Annotated in this window: 19 protein-coding genes; 6 read left to right on the forward strand and 13 right to left on the reverse strand. The window is 41.0% G+C overall.

Annotated features, from left to right (window positions below):
* Window positions 1–3 precede the first annotated feature (3 nt).
* The 9 genes from arsA to RE317_RS06690 form a co-directional block, all read right to left on the reverse strand.
* Window positions 4–1,716, reverse strand: coding sequence for an arsenical pump-driving ATPase (gene arsA / locus RE317_RS06650; RefSeq protein WP_005839476.1), 1,713 nt, complete (start codon window positions 1,714–1,716; stop codon window positions 4–6).
* Window positions 1,717–1,744: 28 nt separating this feature from the next.
* On the reverse strand, window positions 1,745–2,071 hold the full coding sequence (gene arsD, locus RE317_RS06655) for an arsenite efflux transporter metallochaperone ArsD (protein WP_008670121.1): 327 nt from the start codon (window positions 2,069–2,071) through the stop codon (window positions 1,745–1,747).
* Between the two features lie 35 nt (window positions 2,072–2,106).
* The gene (locus tag RE317_RS06660) at window positions 2,107–2,814 is read right to left on the reverse strand and encodes an aromatic aminobenezylarsenical efflux permease ArsG family transporter (RefSeq protein ID WP_005839473.1); all 708 of its coding nucleotides are present in this window, start codon (window positions 2,812–2,814) and stop codon (window positions 2,107–2,109) included.
* A 1-nt stretch (window position 2,815) separates the two neighbouring features.
* Entirely contained in the window at window positions 2,816–3,259 is a 444-nt protein-coding gene (locus RE317_RS06665; RefSeq protein WP_005839472.1) for a nitrophenyl compound nitroreductase subunit ArsF family protein, read from the reverse strand.
* A gap of 10 nt (window positions 3,260–3,269) precedes the next feature.
* Window positions 3,270–3,503 carry a thioredoxin family protein gene (locus RE317_RS06670; protein ID WP_005839471.1) on the reverse strand — a complete coding sequence of 78 codons (234 nt, stop codon included), beginning with the start codon at window positions 3,501–3,503 and terminating at the stop codon, window positions 3,270–3,272.
* 77 nt (window positions 3,504–3,580) lie between these two features.
* Window positions 3,581–3,907 (reverse strand): helix-turn-helix transcriptional regulator, encoded by a 327-nt coding sequence (locus RE317_RS06675; RefSeq protein ID WP_005839468.1) that lies wholly within the window; start codon window positions 3,905–3,907, stop codon window positions 3,581–3,583.
* A gap of 521 nt (window positions 3,908–4,428) precedes the next feature.
* Window positions 4,429–5,592, reverse strand: coding sequence for a MalY/PatB family protein (locus RE317_RS06680; protein ID WP_005839466.1), 1,164 nt, complete (start codon window positions 5,590–5,592; stop codon window positions 4,429–4,431).
* Window positions 5,593–5,601: 9 nt separating this feature from the next.
* The gene (locus tag RE317_RS06685) at window positions 5,602–6,468 is read right to left on the reverse strand and encodes a DUF3737 family protein (protein ID WP_005839465.1); all 867 of its coding nucleotides are present in this window, start codon (window positions 6,466–6,468) and stop codon (window positions 5,602–5,604) included.
* A gap of 115 nt (window positions 6,469–6,583) precedes the next feature.
* Entirely contained in the window at window positions 6,584–7,639 is a 1,056-nt protein-coding gene (locus RE317_RS06690; protein ID WP_005839464.1) for an alpha/beta hydrolase, read from the reverse strand.
* Window positions 7,640–7,920: 281 nt separating this feature from the next.
* Between RE317_RS06690 and RE317_RS06695 the strand changes: the two genes are divergently transcribed.
* On the forward strand, window positions 7,921–8,100 hold the full coding sequence (locus RE317_RS06695) for a hypothetical protein (protein WP_005851217.1): 180 nt from the start codon (window positions 7,921–7,923) through the stop codon (window positions 8,098–8,100).
* A gap of 21 nt (window positions 8,101–8,121) precedes the next feature.
* Here the strand turns inward: RE317_RS06695 and RE317_RS06700 are convergent, their stop codons facing one another.
* From RE317_RS06700 to RE317_RS06710, 3 genes are all read right to left on the reverse strand, one after another.
* On the reverse strand, window positions 8,122–8,697 hold the full coding sequence (locus RE317_RS06700) for a DapH/DapD/GlmU-related protein (RefSeq protein WP_005839462.1): 576 nt from the start codon (window positions 8,695–8,697) through the stop codon (window positions 8,122–8,124).
* 14 nt (window positions 8,698–8,711) lie between these two features.
* On the reverse strand, window positions 8,712–8,999 hold the full coding sequence (locus RE317_RS06705; RefSeq protein ID WP_005839460.1) for a hypothetical protein: 288 nt from the start codon (window positions 8,997–8,999) through the stop codon (window positions 8,712–8,714).
* Window positions 9,000–9,363: 364 nt separating this feature from the next.
* Window positions 9,364–10,233: an alpha/beta hydrolase gene (locus tag RE317_RS06710; protein ID WP_005839459.1), complete on the reverse strand. Its 870-nt coding sequence runs from the start codon at window positions 10,231–10,233 to the stop codon at window positions 9,364–9,366.
* 265 nt (window positions 10,234–10,498) lie between these two features.
* Here RE317_RS06710 and RE317_RS06715 point away from each other — a divergent pair, with 265 nt between their 5' ends.
* Entirely contained in the window at window positions 10,499–12,166 is a 1,668-nt protein-coding gene (locus RE317_RS06715) for a hypothetical protein (protein ID WP_008670115.1), read from the forward strand.
* Window positions 12,167–12,307: 141 nt separating this feature from the next.
* On the opposite strand, the gene RE317_RS06720 is transcribed toward RE317_RS06715, so the two are convergent.
* On the reverse strand, window positions 12,308–12,565 hold the full coding sequence (locus RE317_RS06720; protein ID WP_117873342.1) for a hypothetical protein: 258 nt from the start codon (window positions 12,563–12,565) through the stop codon (window positions 12,308–12,310).
* A gap of 252 nt (window positions 12,566–12,817) precedes the next feature.
* On the opposite strand from RE317_RS06720, the gene RE317_RS06725 reads away from it, so the two are divergent.
* The 4 genes from RE317_RS06725 to RE317_RS06740 all read left to right on the forward strand — a co-directional run bounded on the left by RE317_RS06725 (window position 12,818) and on the right by RE317_RS06740 (window position 20,859).
* Window positions 12,818–14,176, forward strand: a complete 1,359-nt coding sequence (locus tag RE317_RS06725) for an ATP-binding protein (protein ID WP_022508820.1) — start codon at window positions 12,818–12,820, stop codon at window positions 14,174–14,176.
* Between the two features lie 1,730 nt (window positions 14,177–15,906).
* Window positions 15,907–19,413, forward strand: coding sequence for a fimbrillin family protein (locus RE317_RS06730; RefSeq protein ID WP_133302977.1), 3,507 nt, complete (start codon window positions 15,907–15,909; stop codon window positions 19,411–19,413).
* Window positions 19,414–19,478: 65 nt separating this feature from the next.
* Complete coding sequence (locus RE317_RS06735) at window positions 19,479–19,748, forward strand: PqqD family protein (protein ID WP_117794899.1); 270 nt, start codon at window positions 19,479–19,481, stop codon at window positions 19,746–19,748.
* Between the two features lie 4 nt (window positions 19,749–19,752).
* Window positions 19,753–20,859, forward strand: a complete 1,107-nt coding sequence (locus RE317_RS06740) for a nucleotidyltransferase family protein (protein ID WP_117873336.1) — start codon at window positions 19,753–19,755, stop codon at window positions 20,857–20,859.
* The last annotated feature ends 3 nt before the right edge of the window (window positions 20,860–20,862 follow it).

Raw genomic sequence — 20,862 nt, forward strand, 5'->3', positions numbered from 1 at the left:
TTCTCAATTATTTTTCCAAGCTATCAGGGCAGCGTTTCCCTTTGACAATTCTTCTACTTTCTTAATCCAAGTCAATTCATTTTGTGCCTTTGCCCGCAAAAAAGAATTTTCCGTATCGGTTAATGATAAACAAGCGTTTACAACCCACCATTTGTTATTAATTCCCGCACGCTGTAAATCCTTTTGCAAACGTTCGGCTTCAAAGACGGGGGTTGCTTCGGGCAAGGTCACAATAACAACTTCCGTTTCTTGCTGGTTTCTTAAACGTGGTAATAATTTTCTTACCGAAGCAGGAGAATCGCCATGCGTGCGTTGTACTTCCTTGTGGTAGCTTTCCGTTGCATCCAGCAGTAACAAGGTGTGTCCGGTAGGTGCGGTATCAATCACAACAATTTCATTTTCCGCTTTGTCTACGATTTCGGCAAAAGCCCGGAACACTGCGATTTCTTGCGTACACGGTGAACGCAAATCTTCCTCTATGTATTCCATATCTTCGGCAGTCATTGTTTCCGCAGCTTTACTACGAACTTCGTTTTTATAGGCTTCCAGTACTTCCGCTTCATCAATGCGGCTTACTGTAATACCTGCCTGAACTGCAAGGTTGTAATTCAGGTGGTTTGCCGGGTCAGTGGTGGTTAGATGCACCTTTGCACCCAGTTTAGTTAATTTCAGGGCTATTTCCGTGGCTAACGTTGTTTTACCTACGCCACCCTTTCCCATAGTAAATACAACTCTTTTCCCTGACTGATAGAGGTCATTAACCAATTCGTCTATACCTTTTGCATCAGTAATCCGTTGATAATCCGCATTGTCTGTTAAATTATCATCGTATAGCATCCGGCGGATATTTGCAATGTTAGATAGATTATACGACCGTAAAGGAACAGAATAAGAGGGGTAATCCAGCAGTTCCGCAGGGGTTTGTTTCAGGGCGGTTTGCTGTCTGTCATATATTTGTTTCGATACGCTATCGGCTTCATCTAATTGCAGCAAAAGTCCGTTGATTACTAATAGCTGGTTATTAATTCCCAGTAATTGTAATTCATGCGAAGAACGGGCAGCTTCTTTCAAAGGTGCGATTTCGGGACGACTTACCAACACTAAGCGAGTTGCATTTGCATCCGAGAGTGTTTCAACCGCTTGCTTATAGATGCCTTTCCTTTCTTCCAAACCGGATAATTGCCCTAAGCATGATGCACCGTGCGTACTTTCGCTAATAAACGTACTCCAAGCCGATGGTAGTTGTAGCATTCGCAATGTATGTCCCGTTGGGGCTGTATCAAAGATGATATGGTCATATTCTTTTGCTTTATCAGCATCCGTGATAAAATCGGAAAATTGATTGAAAGCAGCAATTTCTACCGTGCAAGAACCTGAAAGTTGTTCTTCCATATTTTGGATAACACTATCGGGCAGTTTTCCTCGGAAAGGCGCAATAACGCTTTCCCTGTATTCGGCAGCAGCTTGTTCCGGGTCGAGATTAACTACAGTTAAGCCGGGTACTTCCTGAATATCCGTGCCGTGTCCGTTTAAAGTTTGATTAAAGACATCTTGCAGGTTTGAAGCCGGGTCTGTGCTGATAAGAAGTATTTTCTTACCATTATCTGCCAAACCTACCGCAGTAGCACAGGCAATAGAAGTTTTGCCCACACCGCCTTTTCCGGTGAAGAAAAGGTATTTTGTCAATTCTATATCTGATAAATTGAATGTTCTCATTTTTCTTAAATAATTAATTGGTGAATACTTATTTAACTGGCATAAAATCTAAATTGACCCCCGTCCATTCACTCATTTGTTTGGTGGTAGGATAGGTTTGTGAAACAGCTATTTCTCCATCTACTAAAGTAATAGGCAGTGCGTCCGCACCATGCTTTTGCAGGAAGTCGTTCACCGTCTTATTGCTTACGTATACTTGTGGTTCGTCACGTAAATTGTGGCGGGTAACGATGATACCTTGTTTCTTCAATGATTCGATTACTACCGCAATACGCATCAATTCAGGATTGATGTTTGTTCCACAAAGACCCGTAGGGCAGCACATTGCCGGGTCGAAAATTTCTATCTTTTTCATACTGTTTTTTATTTAAAATGATACTTAATGTTTATTTATAGATAAAATACTATTGCGTAATATATTCCAACTGCGATAAAGAGAATAGCAACTATTTTGCGAAACCATTTCTCAAATATCTGTATTCGGTTGTAAAACTTCCCCAGTCCGGCAACACTATAAGCTAAAATCCATGCAAAAAGGATTACAGGTAATCCCGTAGCAATAGCATAGATTACAGGTAAGAGATAGCCGCCTGTTTCTGCTGCTGATAGAGGGATAAGCATACCGAAATAAAATACTCCACTGGTAGGACAAAAAGCAAGAGCGAATAAGACCCCCAACAACATAGCTCCCCAACCGCCTTTAGTTTTCTTTTTCAGGCTTTCCCCACCGATATTAATTTTGGGTAGATTGAGTTTTATTATATCAAGCATAAATATTCCAATGATGATTAACACCGGAGCAATCAGCATTTCCCCGTATTTGCTTACAGCTTTTTGCACCATAAACATACTTGCGCCCTCACGAAGAATAGGAATAAGAATAAAGCCAAGAACCGTATAGGTCACTATTCTGCCGAAAGTGTAGAGCAACCCGTTTATAAAAATCCGGTGACGGTTTTCTATATCCTTGCTTATAAATCCTATTGCCGTTATGTTTGTAGCCAGCGGGCACGGGCTAACTGCCGTTAAAATCCCCAATATAAAGGCTGTAATAGCGGGAACAGAACTGCTATCTAATAATGATTGAAGAAAGTCCATCTTACAACTGTTTTAACAATTCGTCAATCTTGCTTTTAATTCCCTCTTTAAACTTGTCCGGTGCATTTCTCGCATTGGAGAAACTAAACTCGGTCATATTGTTTACATTCTCTTTTCCGTCTTTCCAGCCATTCACAAACAAAGACGACCATGTAACTTCGTACTTGTCTGCAATCGCTTCATTCTCTTTCTTAGAAATATCTACTACTTTGTAGATAATCTTGCCATTTGCTTTTTCTTGGGAATAAAGACTATCCAAAAGGGCTACTGTATTGGCTTCAATCGCCCTGCAAGTGATACATCGTTGCGCTCCATGAAAATAGAGAACTTCAATGCGGTTAGGCTGTATTTCTTCCGCTTTGTTTTCCTCGTTTTTTTTCTTTGAACCATTTCCACAGGACATTAAGACCAGCATCGCAATCAGTAGATAAAATAACTTTCTCATAGTTCATTTTTTATTTGGTTATCAACTCTTTTACTTCCGAAAGGGACAATCTTTTTCCGGCTGATACAACTTTTCCGTCAATCACCAAAGCCGGAAGACCTAAAATGTTGTACTCCATGATTTTCAATAAATCTTCTTCCTTGATTAGTGTTGCATCGCAGCCTAATTCTGAAATAGCTTGTTTAGTGGTTTCATACAATGCTTTACAGCTTGAACACCCGGTTCCTAATACTTTGATTTCCATTTCTAATTCTACTTTAAAGTTAATATAATAATCGTAATTCGTAGAACTACGAACAATGATTTTAAAAAAAGGTGCTGTTATTCACAGCACGATGTACCTTTACATTGGCAATCCCCCAAAAAAGTAGTAAATAACTTTCGTGCGAGTTCCCAATTTTCCCGGTTGATACAATATCGTACTTTTGGCGTTTCTATTTCTCCTTGAATTAAGCCAGCTTCTTTCAGTTCTTTCAAATGTTGAGAAACGGTTGCCTTAGCGATAGGCAGCACTTCGTGTATATCACCGAAGAAGCAACTTTCTTGATTTGCTAAAAAAGCAAGAATAGCCATTCGTGCGGGATGTCCCATTGCTTTGGCAAAACGAGCAATCTGTTCCTGCTCTACTGTGTACGGTTTATCTTTCACTTCAATATCTCCTTTTTATTTGTTGTTCGCAAAACAACGAACAATATTTTAAATAGCAAAAAGAAGTAGGAACTTTTTTTCAGGTAGGTGAAAATTGAGTTTTAGTTTATCGCTTTGTATAGATATCCAAAACGGACTAAACCTGTTTGTGTTGACAGCAAAATAGATGCTGGCGAAAAGAAAAAGAATGTTTCTCTTTTCGCCAGCTTTATTTTTATGATTGGCGGGCTTTTGTTACCTTTGCAGCGTAAGCCCACCACTAAGCGAATTTCTTCGTTTTTTTGTTACTATTTTGTTACCCACTGTTAGTAATAGGTGGGCTTCCTTATTGATAATCAGATTAATACACTCTATGATATATAATTTGTGGCAGAACATCATCAATAGTTATCAGTTGTGGAAGAAAAGAAAAAATGAGATAAAAAATTAAGTCGCAACTATTTACTTTGTTATACGTAATGCTTGGTATGGTAAACTATATAGTTGCGTTCTATTAAAAATGAATTTGCCGTATATATCTCTTAAAGATTTCTTACGAAACCAGTAAAACGTTTCAATCCTTCTGCCAGTGTAGTACGTGGGCAGGCGATATTCCAGCGCATGAATCCTTTTCCTTCAGTCCCATACATTGTTCCTGCATTGAGCCATAATCCGGCTTCGTTAACCAATCGCTGTTCGAGTTCCTGCGAGTGTATGCCGAGTCTGTGACAGTCCATCCAAACGAGATAGGTTCCCTCCAATACCGTGATAGGAAACTCGGGCAGATGTTCCCGACAGAACTCCTGCATATAGAGAAAATTGGCCTGTAAATATTTGATGAGTTGGTTCAGCCACTCTTCCCCTTCGTTGTAAGCTACTTGAGTCGCAATTACACCAAAAGGATTGACATCACATACTTCGTTATCGTTAATGGCCCGGTCGATTTTCGCTCGACGGTTAGCATCAGCACAAATAATGTTCGCAATCTGTAATCCGGCAATATTGAACGCTTTACTGGGAGATATACAGACTACAGAATGGTGACGGAAATTTTCTGAGATGGAAGCAAACGGTGTGTAACGGTACTCTGGAAAAACCAGTTCGCAATGAATCTCATCCGAAACGACCGTAACATCGTGTCGAATACAAATTTCACCAATACGTACCAGTTCTTCACGTTTCCACACCCTTCCGGCAGGATTGTGAGGATTGCACAGCAGCATCACCTTCACTTTCGGATCAGCAGTCTTACGCTCTAAATCTTCATAATCGATGGTGAAAGTATTACTTGCAAAGACCAACGGTGATGATACCATTTCACACCCATTGTTACGGATTGAAGAAAAGAAACAATTATAGACCGGGGTCTGCACCAATACCTTATCTCCCGGAACGGTCAAAGCCTTGATGACTGCCGAGATGGCTGGGACTACGCCCGATGTGTAAATTATCCATTCACGGTCAATCGTCCAACCGTGACGACGTGCGAACCAGCCTGTAACAGCCTCGTAGTAACTGTCGGGCACACGGGTATAACCGAAAATGCCGTGTTCTACCCGTCGGCGTAAAGCATCGACGATAGCGGGAGCTGTACGGAAATCCATGTCAGCCACCCACATCGGCAATACATTTTCGCTTTCTGCGCTATCCCATTTGTAGGAATCGGTTCCCCGTCTTGAAATTTGTTTGTCAAAGTTGTATTTCATATCTTCATCTTAATCGGTAAAACAGGTACGCTCGTCCCGGAGACGGATTTCACAATCGGCAGGAGCCTTGATGTTCTCATCTATGGTTATGGAACCGAATTCGTCAGCCACAATGCATCCCGACATCGGGTTCTTGATATTTGTAATAGCTCCGTGAATATCGGCTTGCAACGTGCTGTACTCAAAGGTACGGTCGCAGTCAGGTCCGAAGGTACAGTTTTCAAGAATAAGGTCGTGTGCATAGCAAAGCGGTTGCTCACCGGTAATGTGGCAGTTGACCAAACGTAGATTCTTCGAATGCCAGCCGAGGTATTCGCCGTTGAGTTCGGAATCGTAGATGGTCACATTTTCCACTTCCCAGAAGGCATCCTTCGTTGTAATCTTTGCATGATGAATCTCTACATTTTTCACGTACTGGAACACATACTTGCTGTTGCTTTCCAGTCCGTCCACATAAATGTTGTTGCTGAACATGAAAGGATAAGTTCCGCCGTGCAGCTTGAGATTCTTGATGCGGATACCATTACAACGCCAGAATACTTCGTCGGCATCGTTCATCGTTACGTTCTCGATATCTATTTCGTCCATTTCACGGAACATCTTCGGTGCGTCGATAATCGTGTCGGTCATCTTCAGGTGATCGGAATACCACAATGCCGAACGCCCTCCGACATCGAAATAGCAACGGTCGATTTTGAAACCGTGTACATGCCAGAAGGGATAGTTACCCTCAAAGCGGCAATCTACAGCTTCGATATTGCTACATTCTTTGATGGCCGATTCACCGGTACGAATAATCACATTTTCCAGACGAAGGTCGTGGGACTCGAACAAGGGACGCTCGCCCCCGAATTCAGCATTTTTAATCAGTTTCATTTGATATATTGTTTTAGTTGTCAGTCATTATTAATTTTAAAAGTCATGTTCACATTGCTGCGTCCGCGAACTGAAGCCAATCAGGATATAGGCAATTCCTTTTTCTTGAAGCCTTCTATTTTAAGTATTCTTTGAAAAATTCCTCCAGCTTATCGAATGGAATAATGTCTGTCCGGTCATATAAATCCGTATGTACGGCATCGGGAATAATCATCAGTTCTTTATTATCGCCTTTCAGCTTCTTGAAAGTATCCTCACTAAAATAGCGGGAGTGAGCTTTTTCTCCATGAATGAGCAACACGGCACTGCGGATTTCATCGGCATACGCAAGGATAGGTGCGTTGAGAAATGCAAGATTGGAGGTTTTGTTCCAGCCCAAACCGGAGTTGATGGAACGAGGATGATAACCTCGTTCGGTCTTGTAATAATCATAATAATCCTTCATGAACTGCGGCGCATCACCGGTAGGTTCCGGGTTCGTCACGGTGCGGGGATAAGTGTCGGTACGGTAGTCTTCCGTGCGCTGGGCGTTAAACTCCTGACGCATTTTGTAACGTGCATCTGCATTGTCAGCGGCATCGAAGTAACCGTTTGCTGTACAGCGGCTAATGTCGTACATTGTGGAAGCTACCGTTGCCTTGATACGTGTGTCGTTGGCAGCCGCATTGATAGCAAAACCACCCCAACCACAAATGCCAATGATGCCGATTCGTTCGGCATCCACATCCGGACGTGTCGCGAGGTAATCCACCGCCGCCGAGAAGTCTTCGGTGTTGATGTCTGGCGAAGCTACGCTGCGAGGCTGTCCACCGCTTTCACCAGTAAATGAAGGATCAAAAGCAATCGTCAGGAATCCTCGTTCGGCCAATGTCTGGGCATACAGCCCCGACGACTGTTCCTTTACAGCTCCAAACGGACCGCTGACAGCAATAGCAGGCAGCTTACCTCCGAAAATCGTTTTCGGTGCATACAGGTCGGCAGCGAGCGTGATACCGTAACGATTTATGAAAGTCACTTTGCTATGATTCACCTTGTCGCTTTTCGGGTACGTCTTGTCCCATTCCTGTGTCAGATTTAACTGTTCCATATTTTTGTGAGTGTTTTGTGCCGGGCTTTCCGTCAGGCTGAAGAGGCAGAGGAAAGCAGCCATTAAAATAGTTGTACGTTTCATAACCGATGTAATTTAAATTTTTATTGTTTCTTGTTTTCTTTTCATAGTGCAAAATTACAGCGGATTACAGGAAAAGCCGGTAGATGGATTACTGATTGTATAACCTCAATTACAGACATTATTTTACATGCATCTCATCCAACGTTCCCGCTTCAAGCAGATCAGGAAAATCAGCCTCTTTTTCTTGCCGCATTGGTGATGATGATGATGGAGAAACCGATATCGAACAGTAGCAAGAGTCTTGTGCAAAATCTGCCGTCGATAAAGATGTATTGCAGATTATGATACGGCCGACTCCGGCAGTAGGCATGGCACTCGTCGTTTCAACCGGAAGAAGGGAATACAACGAGAACTCCGGAAAGTTGGTCAGTGCAATGCCCGGTAGAACCAATCCGCACAACCCGTTCAGTATGGTGTACCGTTCGGATGGATCTGACAAGGATGGCAGTATGGTTGGTTAGTGATTCCGATTCCATAGGCTATCACTTTTCGTTCCTGTCGATATCTCGGATATGCCTTGCCGGTACACCTCCTACAACCGTGTTGGCCGCTACGTCTTTCGTCACCACAGATCCGGCGGCGATAATGGCGTTGTCACCCACGGTCACACCCCGCAGGATGGTGGAGTTGGAGCCTACCCATACATTTTTGCCTAACCGGATAGGCGCCGGATACATTGCCCCGCGGTCTTCGGGAGCCGTACCGTGATCGAGCGTGGCAAAGACCACATTATGCCCGATAAGACAGCCGTCACCCAACGTCACACCGCCATGATCCTGGAAGTGGCAACCGGCATTGATAAAGACACGACGCCCGATGGTAATATTCTTGCCGAAGTCTGTGTAGAACGGAGGAAACATCTTGAATGTTTCGTCCACAGGTTTACCGGTCAGGCGCGACATGAACGCACGCAATTCTTCTTGTGAATGGTACGAGTTGTTTATCTCACAGGTAACGCGCCGGGCTTCATCGCTCATTTCATCCATCAGCCGATAGATTTCCGGTGTATTGAGTGCACCGCCGGCTTCAATATGATTCAAAAAATCATCTAATGTCATAATATTCTTTTTTCCTATACTTGTTTACTCGTTTCGTATGCCTCTTGCGATTTCGGGTTTCCTTTGATTTCTTCCATGTGCCATACACCACTGCGAAACAGTGTACCCTTTACCATCGGTTTTTCCAAACATCCATTCGCTTGTTGCGCTTGAAATAGGTGACAGACCGCCCCGTTATCTGTACGTTCTTCGTAAAGCACATACTTATTACCATTTTTCTTGGGAACCGGATCGGACTGTGTTATGGCAGGTATTCCTATAACAAATAAACTTGCAATCATGATGACTGGTATACGTTTCATTATCACTTGATTTTATTAAGTTTTGAATTCCAGAATCTTGATGCAAAGATAAGTACATGACTGAAAATACAGTGTAGATAAATTACAGATGTTATAACCCTAATTACATGATTTCCGGAAAGAATAGCATAAATCTGTAGCCAAGGTTGATACAATGTCTCAATCTGTTATTCTAGAAAATGATAAGTATAGAATTTGAAATCTTAAATTGATGTTAAACAGGAGGGTATGTGAGAATTATAGCCGTGCAATACCCCGGAATTGAGCGAGTGGCTACACCATCGGCATTAGTTATGTTATTTTTACCAATAGTAAACCGGAGCGTATTTATAACAGATGAGAAATTGAATACTGCAAGAAATTATCATGTTGCCTCTTTGGTTGAAATAGTGTTATGAAATAGAGATTTTAATCCATCGAAAATGGCAGGAAGAGCAATGGTGCCATGCACCTCGTCGGGAAATTTTTTATAAATGACATGCAAATGCTTGTTTTTCATTTCAGGGATGATCTTATTTTTTAAGCTGTCGGCCAATGAAAACTGAATAAGTTTGATTGCAGGACGTTGGCGGGTGGCGAAAGCAACATACAAATGTTTGCTGGAGAAGTCTTTTTGATAAACATTCTTTGCTGCTTGTTGTAGAAAGACTCCTCGGTCCCACCATAAACTTGGGTCTATTGCTATATACGAGTCAAAAGACTCGGGATGATTTGACAGTGTCTGTAGGGTAAATAAACCTGCGTATGAATGTCCGACAAGAAAGTTTGTACCGTTGGCAGGAACTTTATTTTCCACTTCCAGACGTAGTTCCTCTATCAGAAAGCGATGGAACTGTTCAGCTCCACCACCTGCCGGCTTATCATAGGGACAAATGGTACCATCCCGGCGGGCGGCTGAGCAGGTAGGAGTGAAATCTCTGGTCCGGTCTGTGTTTAAAACAGCCACAACGATGCAAGGAGGTAAGTTTGAGGTTTTAGAAGAAGAGAAGAAACGCGTAAAACCAACCACGGAATGAAAGAAGGAATCTCCATCCAATAGATAAAGAACCGGATAAGCCTTTCCTTTTTCACCAGCTTTGGTCTCAGGTACATAAATCCAATATTTTCTTTCTTCATTCAGTATTTCAGAAAACAATGTATGACGCGTTCCGATATAAATGGAATCTTGTTTTTGTGCGGAGAGGGGAAATATCCATCCTATTTGTATGAACAGTATTATATAAAGTATCTTCATTTGTTCGTTTTTTGGGGTTGCAAAGTTCGATGAAAATATGGATATGGACAATCCCTATTTTTAGGTATTTCAGAATATCTCCAATGGAATTTCCTCTATGTCTTATGATTTTGTGGAGGTGGCACCGGATGCATCGGAAGGAATTGATTGAACCGGATTTTTAAGTAACTTCTTAGGGGAATTCATTAAAATATCCTATCACTTCTAACATTTCCCGATTAATTTTGTATTTTTACAGACATACAAAGATTAACTGTAACAAGATATGATTATTTCTGTCGTCTTCGTATCTATGATGGTGGTTTTCGTAACAGTTTATTATTTTGTTGCAAAGCCGAAAAAGCAGCAAGAAAAGATTTATTCGGCGATGACCACCGATGAACTTATCAGGTTCGTGCAGTCCATGCACTGTGAACTAGTGAAGAGAATTGATGCTGATGCCATTATCATCGGTTTTCAAGGAGGTTATTTTCATTTGTTAAGAGAAAAAACAGGTCAGAATATTCAGTTATATTATAAAGATTTTTACGCATGTAGCTATGAACAGTCTAAAAAAATAGTTTTTGACATTAACAACATTAACTGCCGATACACAGCTTGGACTTGCTATTTGCGTAAAAGTCATGAGGATGGAGAAAGTGAGACACCTTTTACGGCTTGTCTGTCTGCCTGTCTGTTCTTGTCGGGCAGTGAAACTCAGTTAAAACAACATTTGCGGGTATTGCTTGAGTCATCTTTTATGATAGCCCGTAGTTTTAAAGAGTTGGCAGAACAATCTGCTTCAATACAAGACATGTTGGTGAAAAAAGAATTCGAAAATCGCTTGGCTTTGTTGAGACGAAAATTGGAGATTGGACATGGTAAGCTGTTGGAACCTGTCGATGTTTCCCGGCAAGATATGGATCAGATAGAGGATATTCTTTCTCTTTTTGGTACAGTGAAACAGGAAGATATAAAGGGAATGACACTGGTTTGCAATGGGCGGATAGAGAGGCGTACCGAATTATTGTCTATTCTTTCTTTTCGGTTGAAAGATGCTGTGATGGATGAAAAAGGACAGGCGGGAAAAGATGCTCTGATCTGTATTACACTTGCCGAAGGGCAGTTGGTGATTGCGTTGGAGAAAGCTGAAGGCAGTAATGAACGATCTCTTTATTATAAGTTGTCGGCTATGCGGACGGACAGGGTAGATGCTTTTTTCGATGAAACCCAAAAAGGCAGAGTATTCAGTAGTATGATTGAGGTAAGATTGACAACGGATCATGATGATTATTGGGAGTTGAAATATATGTTGGACGATGCTAAAGAAAAAGCGGCAAACAAACAGTTTGACGAACTGACGGAGGAACAACAGGCGTTGCTGGCTTATACCGAGCCTACCTTGCAGACTACTATTTATTGGGGGAAGAAATTTTTCAGGCAGCAATGTTATCTTCAGGCGTTGGGGTGTTATCTTTCTATTTTTCGGTATTATCAAGTCCACTGGACAGAATTGCCGGAGCGTGGCAAGGAAGAATATTATGTGATTTGTTATCATATCGGTTTTGTTTATCTCACATTAGGGCATTTTGAAAAGGCTTATTATTATTTGACTAATGCTAAAAGAAATTCATCCATTCATGCGATTCGTGATTTTACCAACTGTCTCGTCGAAATGAAGGATACAGGAGCTCTTGAGTATATTTATTCTATGGTGAGTTTGGTTGGCAGTCAGATAAAGATGTATGGTGATGAAAAGAATACCTTGTTTCCACTTTATCATTTTCTTCGGCGCAGGGCAGCACAAGTATTAGTAAACTTGAAATATTATTCGCAAGCTAGGGAACTGCTCTATCAAATGCTGGGAGAGGAGGAGAATCGTGAGTTTGCGGAACGGGAATTGCAGTATCTTGAGAGTATGGGTGCAGGTGATGATGCGAAGCGGAACGAGTGAGAAGAATGTGAGGAGGTTGAATGAAAGTTTCATGGAATTTCATAATGGGATGTTGCTAGGAGTAAAGCAGAAATGTGGAAAATGTTCTGTAACATGGACTGCTCTTCATTGAACTCTGTGATACCTATTAGTTGTTGTATATCATTTTGTTGAATTGAAAATAGCTAACCCCTTTACCGTCAAAAGATACTTTTGTCGCGGATGCTTGGGATTATTAGGGTAGAGAGGAGCAACAAAGCCATTCTTTAACTCATGATTTTCTCCCATCATCAGATTTCTGAAAAACAAATTCAAAAAACTCATATCAGGTTCAACCTCTTTTCGTACATTTCTATAATTCGCACGAATCAGCGCATTGCGGAAGTACCAAGAGTTGTCGGCAAACAGATCATTGTTCATCCTACAAAGGGATGATATAGTAAGGTAAGTGGAAAATCGGGATATCAGCCGATATATTTGAATGAGTGAAATTGTCAATATTGGAAGATATTATTTAACTGCTCACATTCTAATATAGATTTATGCGCATTGCAGGTGAAATGCTATCTTGTAAAAGTGCGTATTGCAGGTAGTAAATGTGGGGTTTGATTTGCGTATTGCAGAAAATATCATTAAATTTGCATATGGATGAGATGATAAACATTGAATGATATGATATTCAAGCGTAAATTATATGACAAACTGCTTGTCTGGAAACAGCAAACGGCAGGCACTAAGGCGCTTCTGATAGAAGGCGCCCGACGGATAGGTAAATCCACCCTTGTGGAAGAGTTCGCAAAGAATGAATACCGGAGCTATCTTATGATAGATTTCAACAAAGTTAGTGACTCGGTTATTTCGGCCTTTAACAATTACATGAATGATCTCGACACCTTTTTCCTTATTCTTTCTTCGGAATATGGTGTGAGGCTTTATCCAAAAGAATCCATTATCATATTTGATGAGATACAACAGTTTCCGAAAGCCCGGCAAGCGATAAAGTATCTGGTTGCAGATGGACGGTTCGACTATATAGAGACGGGCTCGCTAATCTCCATAAAGGAGAATGTAAATGATATTACCATTCCTTCTGAGGAGAGGACACTACTTATGTACCCCATGGACTTTGAGGAGTTTGCTTGGGCTATGAATGAAGAGCCATTGATGGCATATATCCGCCAATGCTTTGATAAAAAGGTACCTTTGGAACAGGGGATTCACGCCAAGGCTATGCTGCTGTTCCGCCAATACATGATTGTGGGCGGTATGCCGAAAAGTCTGTCGGCGTATCTGGAGAACAACCGGAACTTCGAAATGGCCGATATGGAAAAAAGAGACATACTGACACTGTACCGGAATGATATAAAGAAGATAAAGTCTGGCTACAGGTCGAGTGTACTAAGTATATTTGACCAGATTCCGGCTTTTCTTTCTCGTTCCGAAAGACGTGTAGTGATGAATCGCATTGAAAAGGGGGCGAGCTTTCCAAAATATCATGATACTTTCTTTTGGCTCTCCGATTCGATGATTGCCAATGAATGCTTTAACTGCTCGGACCCTAACGTGGGACTTTCGCTGAATGAGGACAGAACATATGTGAAATGTTATATGGGGGATACGGGACTACTTATCAGTCATACATTTGATGAAAATGAGATTTCTGACGGTGAGCTTTATCGGGAAATCTTATTGGGAAAACTGTCGGTGAACGAGGGTATGTTCTACGAGAACGTAATTGCCCAGATGTTGGTGGCTGCCGGGCACAAACTGTACTTCTACACGCGATATAATCAAGAGAAGCATCGCAACGACATGGAAATAGATTTTATCCTGTCGAACCACAGCAAACTGAGATATAAAATATTTCCGATAGAGGTGAAATCGAATGATAAATATTCCATCCGTTCTCTTACCCGGTTCAACGAGAGTTTTCGTCAGCGTATAGGAGGGAGCTATGTGATTCATCCTAAAAACCTGAGTGTAAAGGAAGGGGTGGTGTATCTACCTGCCTATATGACTTTCTGTTTGTAAGCATATTCATTCTTTTCATACCGTTACACTCTAAATTTATGAACGAATACGTAACTAAAACTTTTAATTTCAAAGAACGCTTATGTAACAATAGAAAGTTATAAGCAAATATGCCCTCATGCTCTCATTATGTATATAATCCATTGATAATGAGTGTTAAATGAATGATGGTAGCATATTTTTGAAGAAACAATTTGCCCTCATGCTCTCACTGTTTAATTATACTGATTATTATCTAATATGTTTATATTCAATGTGATATAGCTGAATTCGTTTCAAAATCACTCAGGTGAGAAAAGAGTCTATTTTGCCGTTTTAGGTGAAGAAAAATGGCATAATGCCTACAAGATCCCTTTTATATACACGAATCTTATCATATTTTGCTAGGAGAAACAACGGTAACTACTGCATTTTAGGGAGTTCTTGATAGTTTATATAGAGATCATTATATGATAATCGGTCATTCATATTGCAGTTCTTTACTATGGGAAATTGCTTAATCACGTTAGTGGTTAGATTTAATCACACTTGTGATTAACTTTAGTCACGTTTGTGATTAGAGTTAGTCACATTAGTGAGTAAGCAATTGCGAATAATAGAAAGAACAAATAGGAAAGTACGATGAGTAGAACTTGTCAGCATGAAAATGTAATCGGATGTTTGTAAAATAGAGTATACTGTGATGAAAAAGCTCAAAATGCGATGGTTGACAAACTTTTGAATTAAGACTTTGTATGTGCTCATGTTGTTGGTTATCAGATAGATATACTCTTTTTATTTGTTCTGTAGAATGAGGGCATGAGGGCAAAGATACTTTTTGAAATATGCTATCATCATTCATTCAGTATTCATTATCAATATGTTAACTTCTTAGTGAGAGCATGAGGGCATAATTGCTTATAACTTTCTATTAATATTGGTGTTATGTTGAGTCGATTTATTGTGAAATACAGAAGTGTTTTTAATGCTTGTGGTAGCAATTATTAAAAATAATCGCTAAGAAACGTTTTTCCTATTTAAGAAATTATTATATTTGTACCGACTATTATACTATGGCGTAGTAGAAAGTTACATATTTTAAGAAGCGTTATTGAAATTATCTTCTATCGTCAAACTTCGCAACTTTGAACTGTACCTGAAGATGATAACAACAACGCTCACGTCTGTGTTATATACCTGCCATTACTGTGGCATCTATATACCTAATGGCGTGGGTGGCTGTTGTTTATCTAGGTACAAGGCAATGCGAAGGCCCGACGATAGGATAAACAAGATACAGCCCTCACGCTTTTTTATTGTTAACCGCCGAACAGAGGAGGGGGAGTTAGGCAAAGTCTTTTGACAAGATAGACTGATCTAACATTTACAGACGTATGAAAACAACACTGCAAGCGGGAATGCGAATCCTTATTTCCCGTTATCTGTCAAGTCGAGGTTGCGGAGACACAGTATATGTCACCGGACCGCCAGGAGTCTTCTGCCCACAGACGGCAATTATAGTATCTTTCAATGAAAAATATTCTATGGTATAATTGGGGCGTATAATGTCTGAACAGAATCATTGAAAAATTAAAATCTAAATTTATTGTACGGAAATTATGGAAACAAACAATATGGAAATGTATGAGGCTCCTAAAGTGGAGGTTATCGAAGTAGAAGTGGAAAAAGGATTTGCAGTAAGTGCTCCTGATTATGTAGACAGGCCTTTGAATTAATAAAATTTTATCATCATGAGAAATATAATGTATCTATCCTTTGCCGCTTTTATTTTTGCAATGAGTGGCTGCTCAAATGAAACATTTGAGGAAGGATATGGAAGAACAGGCAATGACATATTGGTTGCTACGATACCATCCGTCGAATCACGAACTTATATGGATGGGGCATCTGTAAAGTGGAGTGCCGGAGATAAAATCGGTATATTTTCCCAATCGAACAATTCTGGTTCATATGTAAATAATGAATATACCCTTTCTAGTGAGGCGGGTACACAGAGTGCGGAGTTTTCGGGTTCCTGTGAAGGAGAGAAGAAGGTAGCTTACTATCCTTATTCCAAAGATGTAACATATGATGGGACAAAGATAAGTTATGATATGCCTGTTTCTTATACGTATAAATCTGAAAATCCGAAAGATAACAATGGGGCACCTATGGCGTGCCTGATAAGTAAAGATGCACAAAATCAAGTTTCATTCAAGAATGCAGGGGCTTTAATCTATATTATAGTGAAAAACATCCCTGCCGGATATACACGGGCTATCTTGACATCTCAAGGAACAGATGCTCCGGATATTGCGGGTAATGTAGAAATTACTTTCACTGCCGAAGGAATACCTACTTTAAAAACTTTAACGAATAGTAATGTGACAGAGGTGAGTGGAACAGATAATAAAGTGGTTACCATTAATTTTGCAGTTTCCGATGCTCTTCAGGACTTGGAATTCTACTTCCCTATCCCTGTCAATACATATCCGGAACTGAATATTTCAGTAGCAGGAGATAATAAGAATACACTCAGCATCAAAACATTCAGAGGGGATGATGGTAAAGGAGTCGTGGCAGAACGTGGGGTAAGACTTTATGCTACAGTCGCTATCGATAAAGTAATAGGCGAGGTTCCTACGGAAGTAGAAAGCGTAGCGAAAGCCACCGAAGCATTGAAAAATTCCAATGCGATAGTGATAGCAGACGTTCCGGACAGTGAAAAATCACCGGAAATAGCATTGCCTAAAAAGAGTAATTCGGAAAATGAGGCTGTCAGCATTTCTTTTGATAAAATCAGTGCTTCCAATGAAATTGCCATAAAGGAATCTTCTGAAGGAGAAGGATCTTCTGTTGCCAAAACTGTAAGAGTGGCCATTCCCGCTGTAGAAGCAGGTGGTGTATCTTCGGAACCTTCTTTTAAGATTGAGTTACCTACTTCTACTGTTACTCTGGATGCAGTTGACGGTAAAGCCACTTATGCAAAAGTGACTGCCAAAACAGCAGATCATACTCTTATCATAAAAGAAGGGGTGACAGTGAAAGAACTTGTCATAGCCGGCGGTAATGTAGAAGTATATGGTACAGTGAAAAATATATCATTGGCTGATGGAAATTCCAGTGAAACTACAGTAACTTCCTATGGATCTGGAGTTGTTGAGAAAGTGGGCGGCAGTAATACCGATAAGTTTAATTTTAAATCAGAATGGGATGGCGTTTCTGTAGCGGAAGCAACACCCACGGATGGTAAAATTTATACGGCTGCACAACTGGCTTACTATCAGTCGAAAGAAATTCCTAAAGCAACAACCGGAAAAGATCTGCCTGCTACAATGACGGGAAATGTTACACTATGTGCTGATATTGACATGAAGCAACAGCCGTGGATTGGCATGGTATTGGGTGAAAATGCTGTTTTTGATGGCGCAAATCATACCATCTCTAATATACGGGTGGATAATTTTGTACTTTCGGAGCAGAGTAAATATACTCCCAATGCCTGTGTAGGGCTGGTTGCGGCAACTAAACCGGGTTCTCAGATTAAAAATATCACGATAGACGGCTTTGAAGTAACCGGTAATGGTGCCGATGCAAAATGGAGTGGTGCTTTGGTGGGATACTCTTACGGTACAACTTCGTATGAAAACTGTCATGCTAAAAATGTGAAGATTGAGAGTAACAGTGCGGATGCCTACCGTATAGGCGGTTTGATTGGATTTATTGGCAAGATGAGTGGTACTGATAAAGCAGTGACATTGAAAGGCTGTTCAGCAAGTAACGTTACAATAAAAGGTAGTTTCTCTATCGGAGGTCTGGTAGGAACAGTGCAAGGAAGTGCGGATAGAACGTTCAATAACTGTGATGTGGATAATATCAAGTTGTCTGTCAATGAAAATTCCAGTGCAAAATACGGAGCATTTTCCAGTGATTTTTATGGTCCTAAAGTTTGGAGTGGTTATATGTCCAAGTTTATTGGAGATATTAACCTGGTGGGTACGGTTACTATAGATAGTGATTGCAGTGTGGATGCTTCTTTCACCGAAGAAAACTTGAAGTCCTTTGGTTATGGTGATATTGCAGATTATACTTACGCAAAAGATGCTTCACAAGAGGTGATAAATGCTGCTGTTTCAGCGGCGAAACATTATTCTTTGGCTGATGCTACGAGTCCTTTCATTCCTGCTCAAGTGGATGGGGGAACTATTACGGTTAATAGTACGACTTTAGTAAAAGGAACAGATTACAATCGTTTTACCTTGATTAGGGATACATGGGATGGAACAACCAAGACCCAACCTCAGAAGGAGGGTAATGTTTATCAAATTAAAAGTGCGGCCGAACTGGCTTGGTTCCAGTCTAAACAAGCGCCGACTTCGGTAACGGCTGCTTCTCTTCCTGTAACAGTAGATGCTGATGCTAAACTGTGTGTAGATATTAATTTGAATAATAAGCCCTGGTTGGGGATGGTTATAAACGGCAAAACATTTGATGGAGGAAAACATACGATTTCTAACCTGAATATGAGCCAGTATTTATTAAATCAACAAGCAACCATTTATACTCCCGAAGCTTGTATCGGGTTGTTTGCAGCAGTATATGGAAATGCTGCAATTAAGGATATAACGCTTGACAGGGTAACGATTGAGCCTTCTGCTGAAAAATCTCCCAAATGGGTGGGCTCATTGGTGGGATATTCCAAAGGAACTGGCACAACTTATACCAATTGTATAGCTAAGAATGTGAAAATTTTGACTAAAGGGACCAACTCTTTCCGTGTAGGCGGTTTGATCGGTTACATCGAAAAAAACAAAGGTACATCAGATGCAACAGCTACATTAACCGGTTGTAAGGTAGAAACGGCTAACATTGCGGCATCATTTTCTTATGGTGGTTTGGTAGGTTCTTTGTATGATAGTGTAACCTTTACAGATTGTCATACCAGTAATATCACATTGGCGTTGAACGGAGATTGTACAAGCAATTTGGGATATGTTTCTAAGTTTATTGGAGATGTGGCAAATAATACAACCCATAATAGAGTGATTATTTTCAATAATTGCTCTGCTGATTTGCTGACTTCTCAGGAACAGGCGGCTTTGAATTTCAGTGCTGTTGCCAGTCAACAAAAGAAATCAGGAACTTATACTCCCGTTAGTCCATTTGTAGGGATAGTAGATGTGACTAATGAAATGACTATAAAAGTTGGTGACAAAACTTTGGTGAATGGTACTGACTATAATAAATACGTTGAATAATAAGAATTCGGCTGTCCTTCTGTTTTATCGATAGGACAGCCGTCTTTTTACTTTATATTTTGCTTATGAAACTCAACTCTAACTTCAAACTCCGCCATATAGCCGGAGAAACCATTATAATCAATCAAGGTACACCGGATGTGGATTTCACCCGAATTATCTCGCTGAACTCTTCCGCACGTTTTCTATGGAACAAGTTTTGCGGAAAGGAATTTTCTGTAGACGAGGTAGGTTGTTTCTTGGCTAAAACCTATCATATACCGGTGCAGCAAGCCCGGCAAGATGCAATGGCTTGGGTTAGCTCATTGAAAAAATGTAATGTTATAATAGACTGAACCGATGGAATTGAACCAATCAGAAAAAATGCTGTTTGCTCTGCTGTGTTCAGCCTTGAACACCATTCCGGTCAATTCTGCCCTTTTTGCCGATGTGTCATTGTTATCTTGGCAGAGTTGCTATAAGCTGGCAGTGGAACAGGGAGTGATGGCCTTGGCATGGGACGGAATACAAACTCTGCCGGCCTGTTTGCAACCCCCGAAGGCTTTGAAGTTAAACTGGGCGATGGCGGTAGAGAACTATGAAAAACGCTACCTGCGGTACTGCCATACCATAGCCGAACTTTCAGCTTTTTATAAAACGCATGGCATTACCACGGTCCAGTTGAAAGGAGTGGGCCTCTCCACCTATTATCCCATTCCTTCGCACAGGGAAGGGGGAGATATAGACATCTTCACTTATTCGGCAGACCATTCCCGGAAAAGTGATGCCGAGGCCAACCGGCTGGCAGACCGGTTAATGGAAGAAAAAGGAATAGAGGTGGACTTTGAACACTCCGAAAAGCATAGTATGTTTTACTATAAAGGTATTCCGATAGAGAATCATAAAACCTTCATTAATTCGGAAACATACCGTATAGCAGTGAAGATGGATAAGCTCCTTCAAAAACTGCTACAACCCGTATCGGCGGAATTGGACGGAAAATGCTCCATTTTAATCCCATCTTCCACCTTTAATACCGTATTTCTCGCTTTTCATGCCGCCCAGCATTATGCACGCGGCCTGGCACTTCATCATCTTTGCGACTGGGCTTGCCTGCTGAATAGATACGGCCTGCATATTCCTGAGGAAGTGACGGATATTCGTTTTAGAAATATGATATTGGCAATGACCCGCCTCTGTAATGATTATTTAGGAACTTCCGTTCCTGTATATGGAGGAGAAGGGTTGGCGGAGGAAATCTTACGGGAAATCATCCGGCCACCCTATACGATGTCAGTTCCGGCGAAGAATAAATGGGGCATTCTGGTTTATAAAACCAAACGTATGCTGCATACTCATCGTGCGTGCAACAGCGTGTTGCGCATTTCACTGTGCAAATGGGTTGGAAATTCTATTCTGTTGCATCTGCGCTCTCCCCATACCATCTTCCAGACGGAACGAAAATAAGCG

Source organism: Phocaeicola sp. GP0067 (genome assembly GCF_031119655.1).
In the GTDB taxonomy this organism is placed as follows: Bacteria; Bacteroidota; Bacteroidia; order Bacteroidales; family Bacteroidaceae; genus Phocaeicola; species Phocaeicola vulgatus.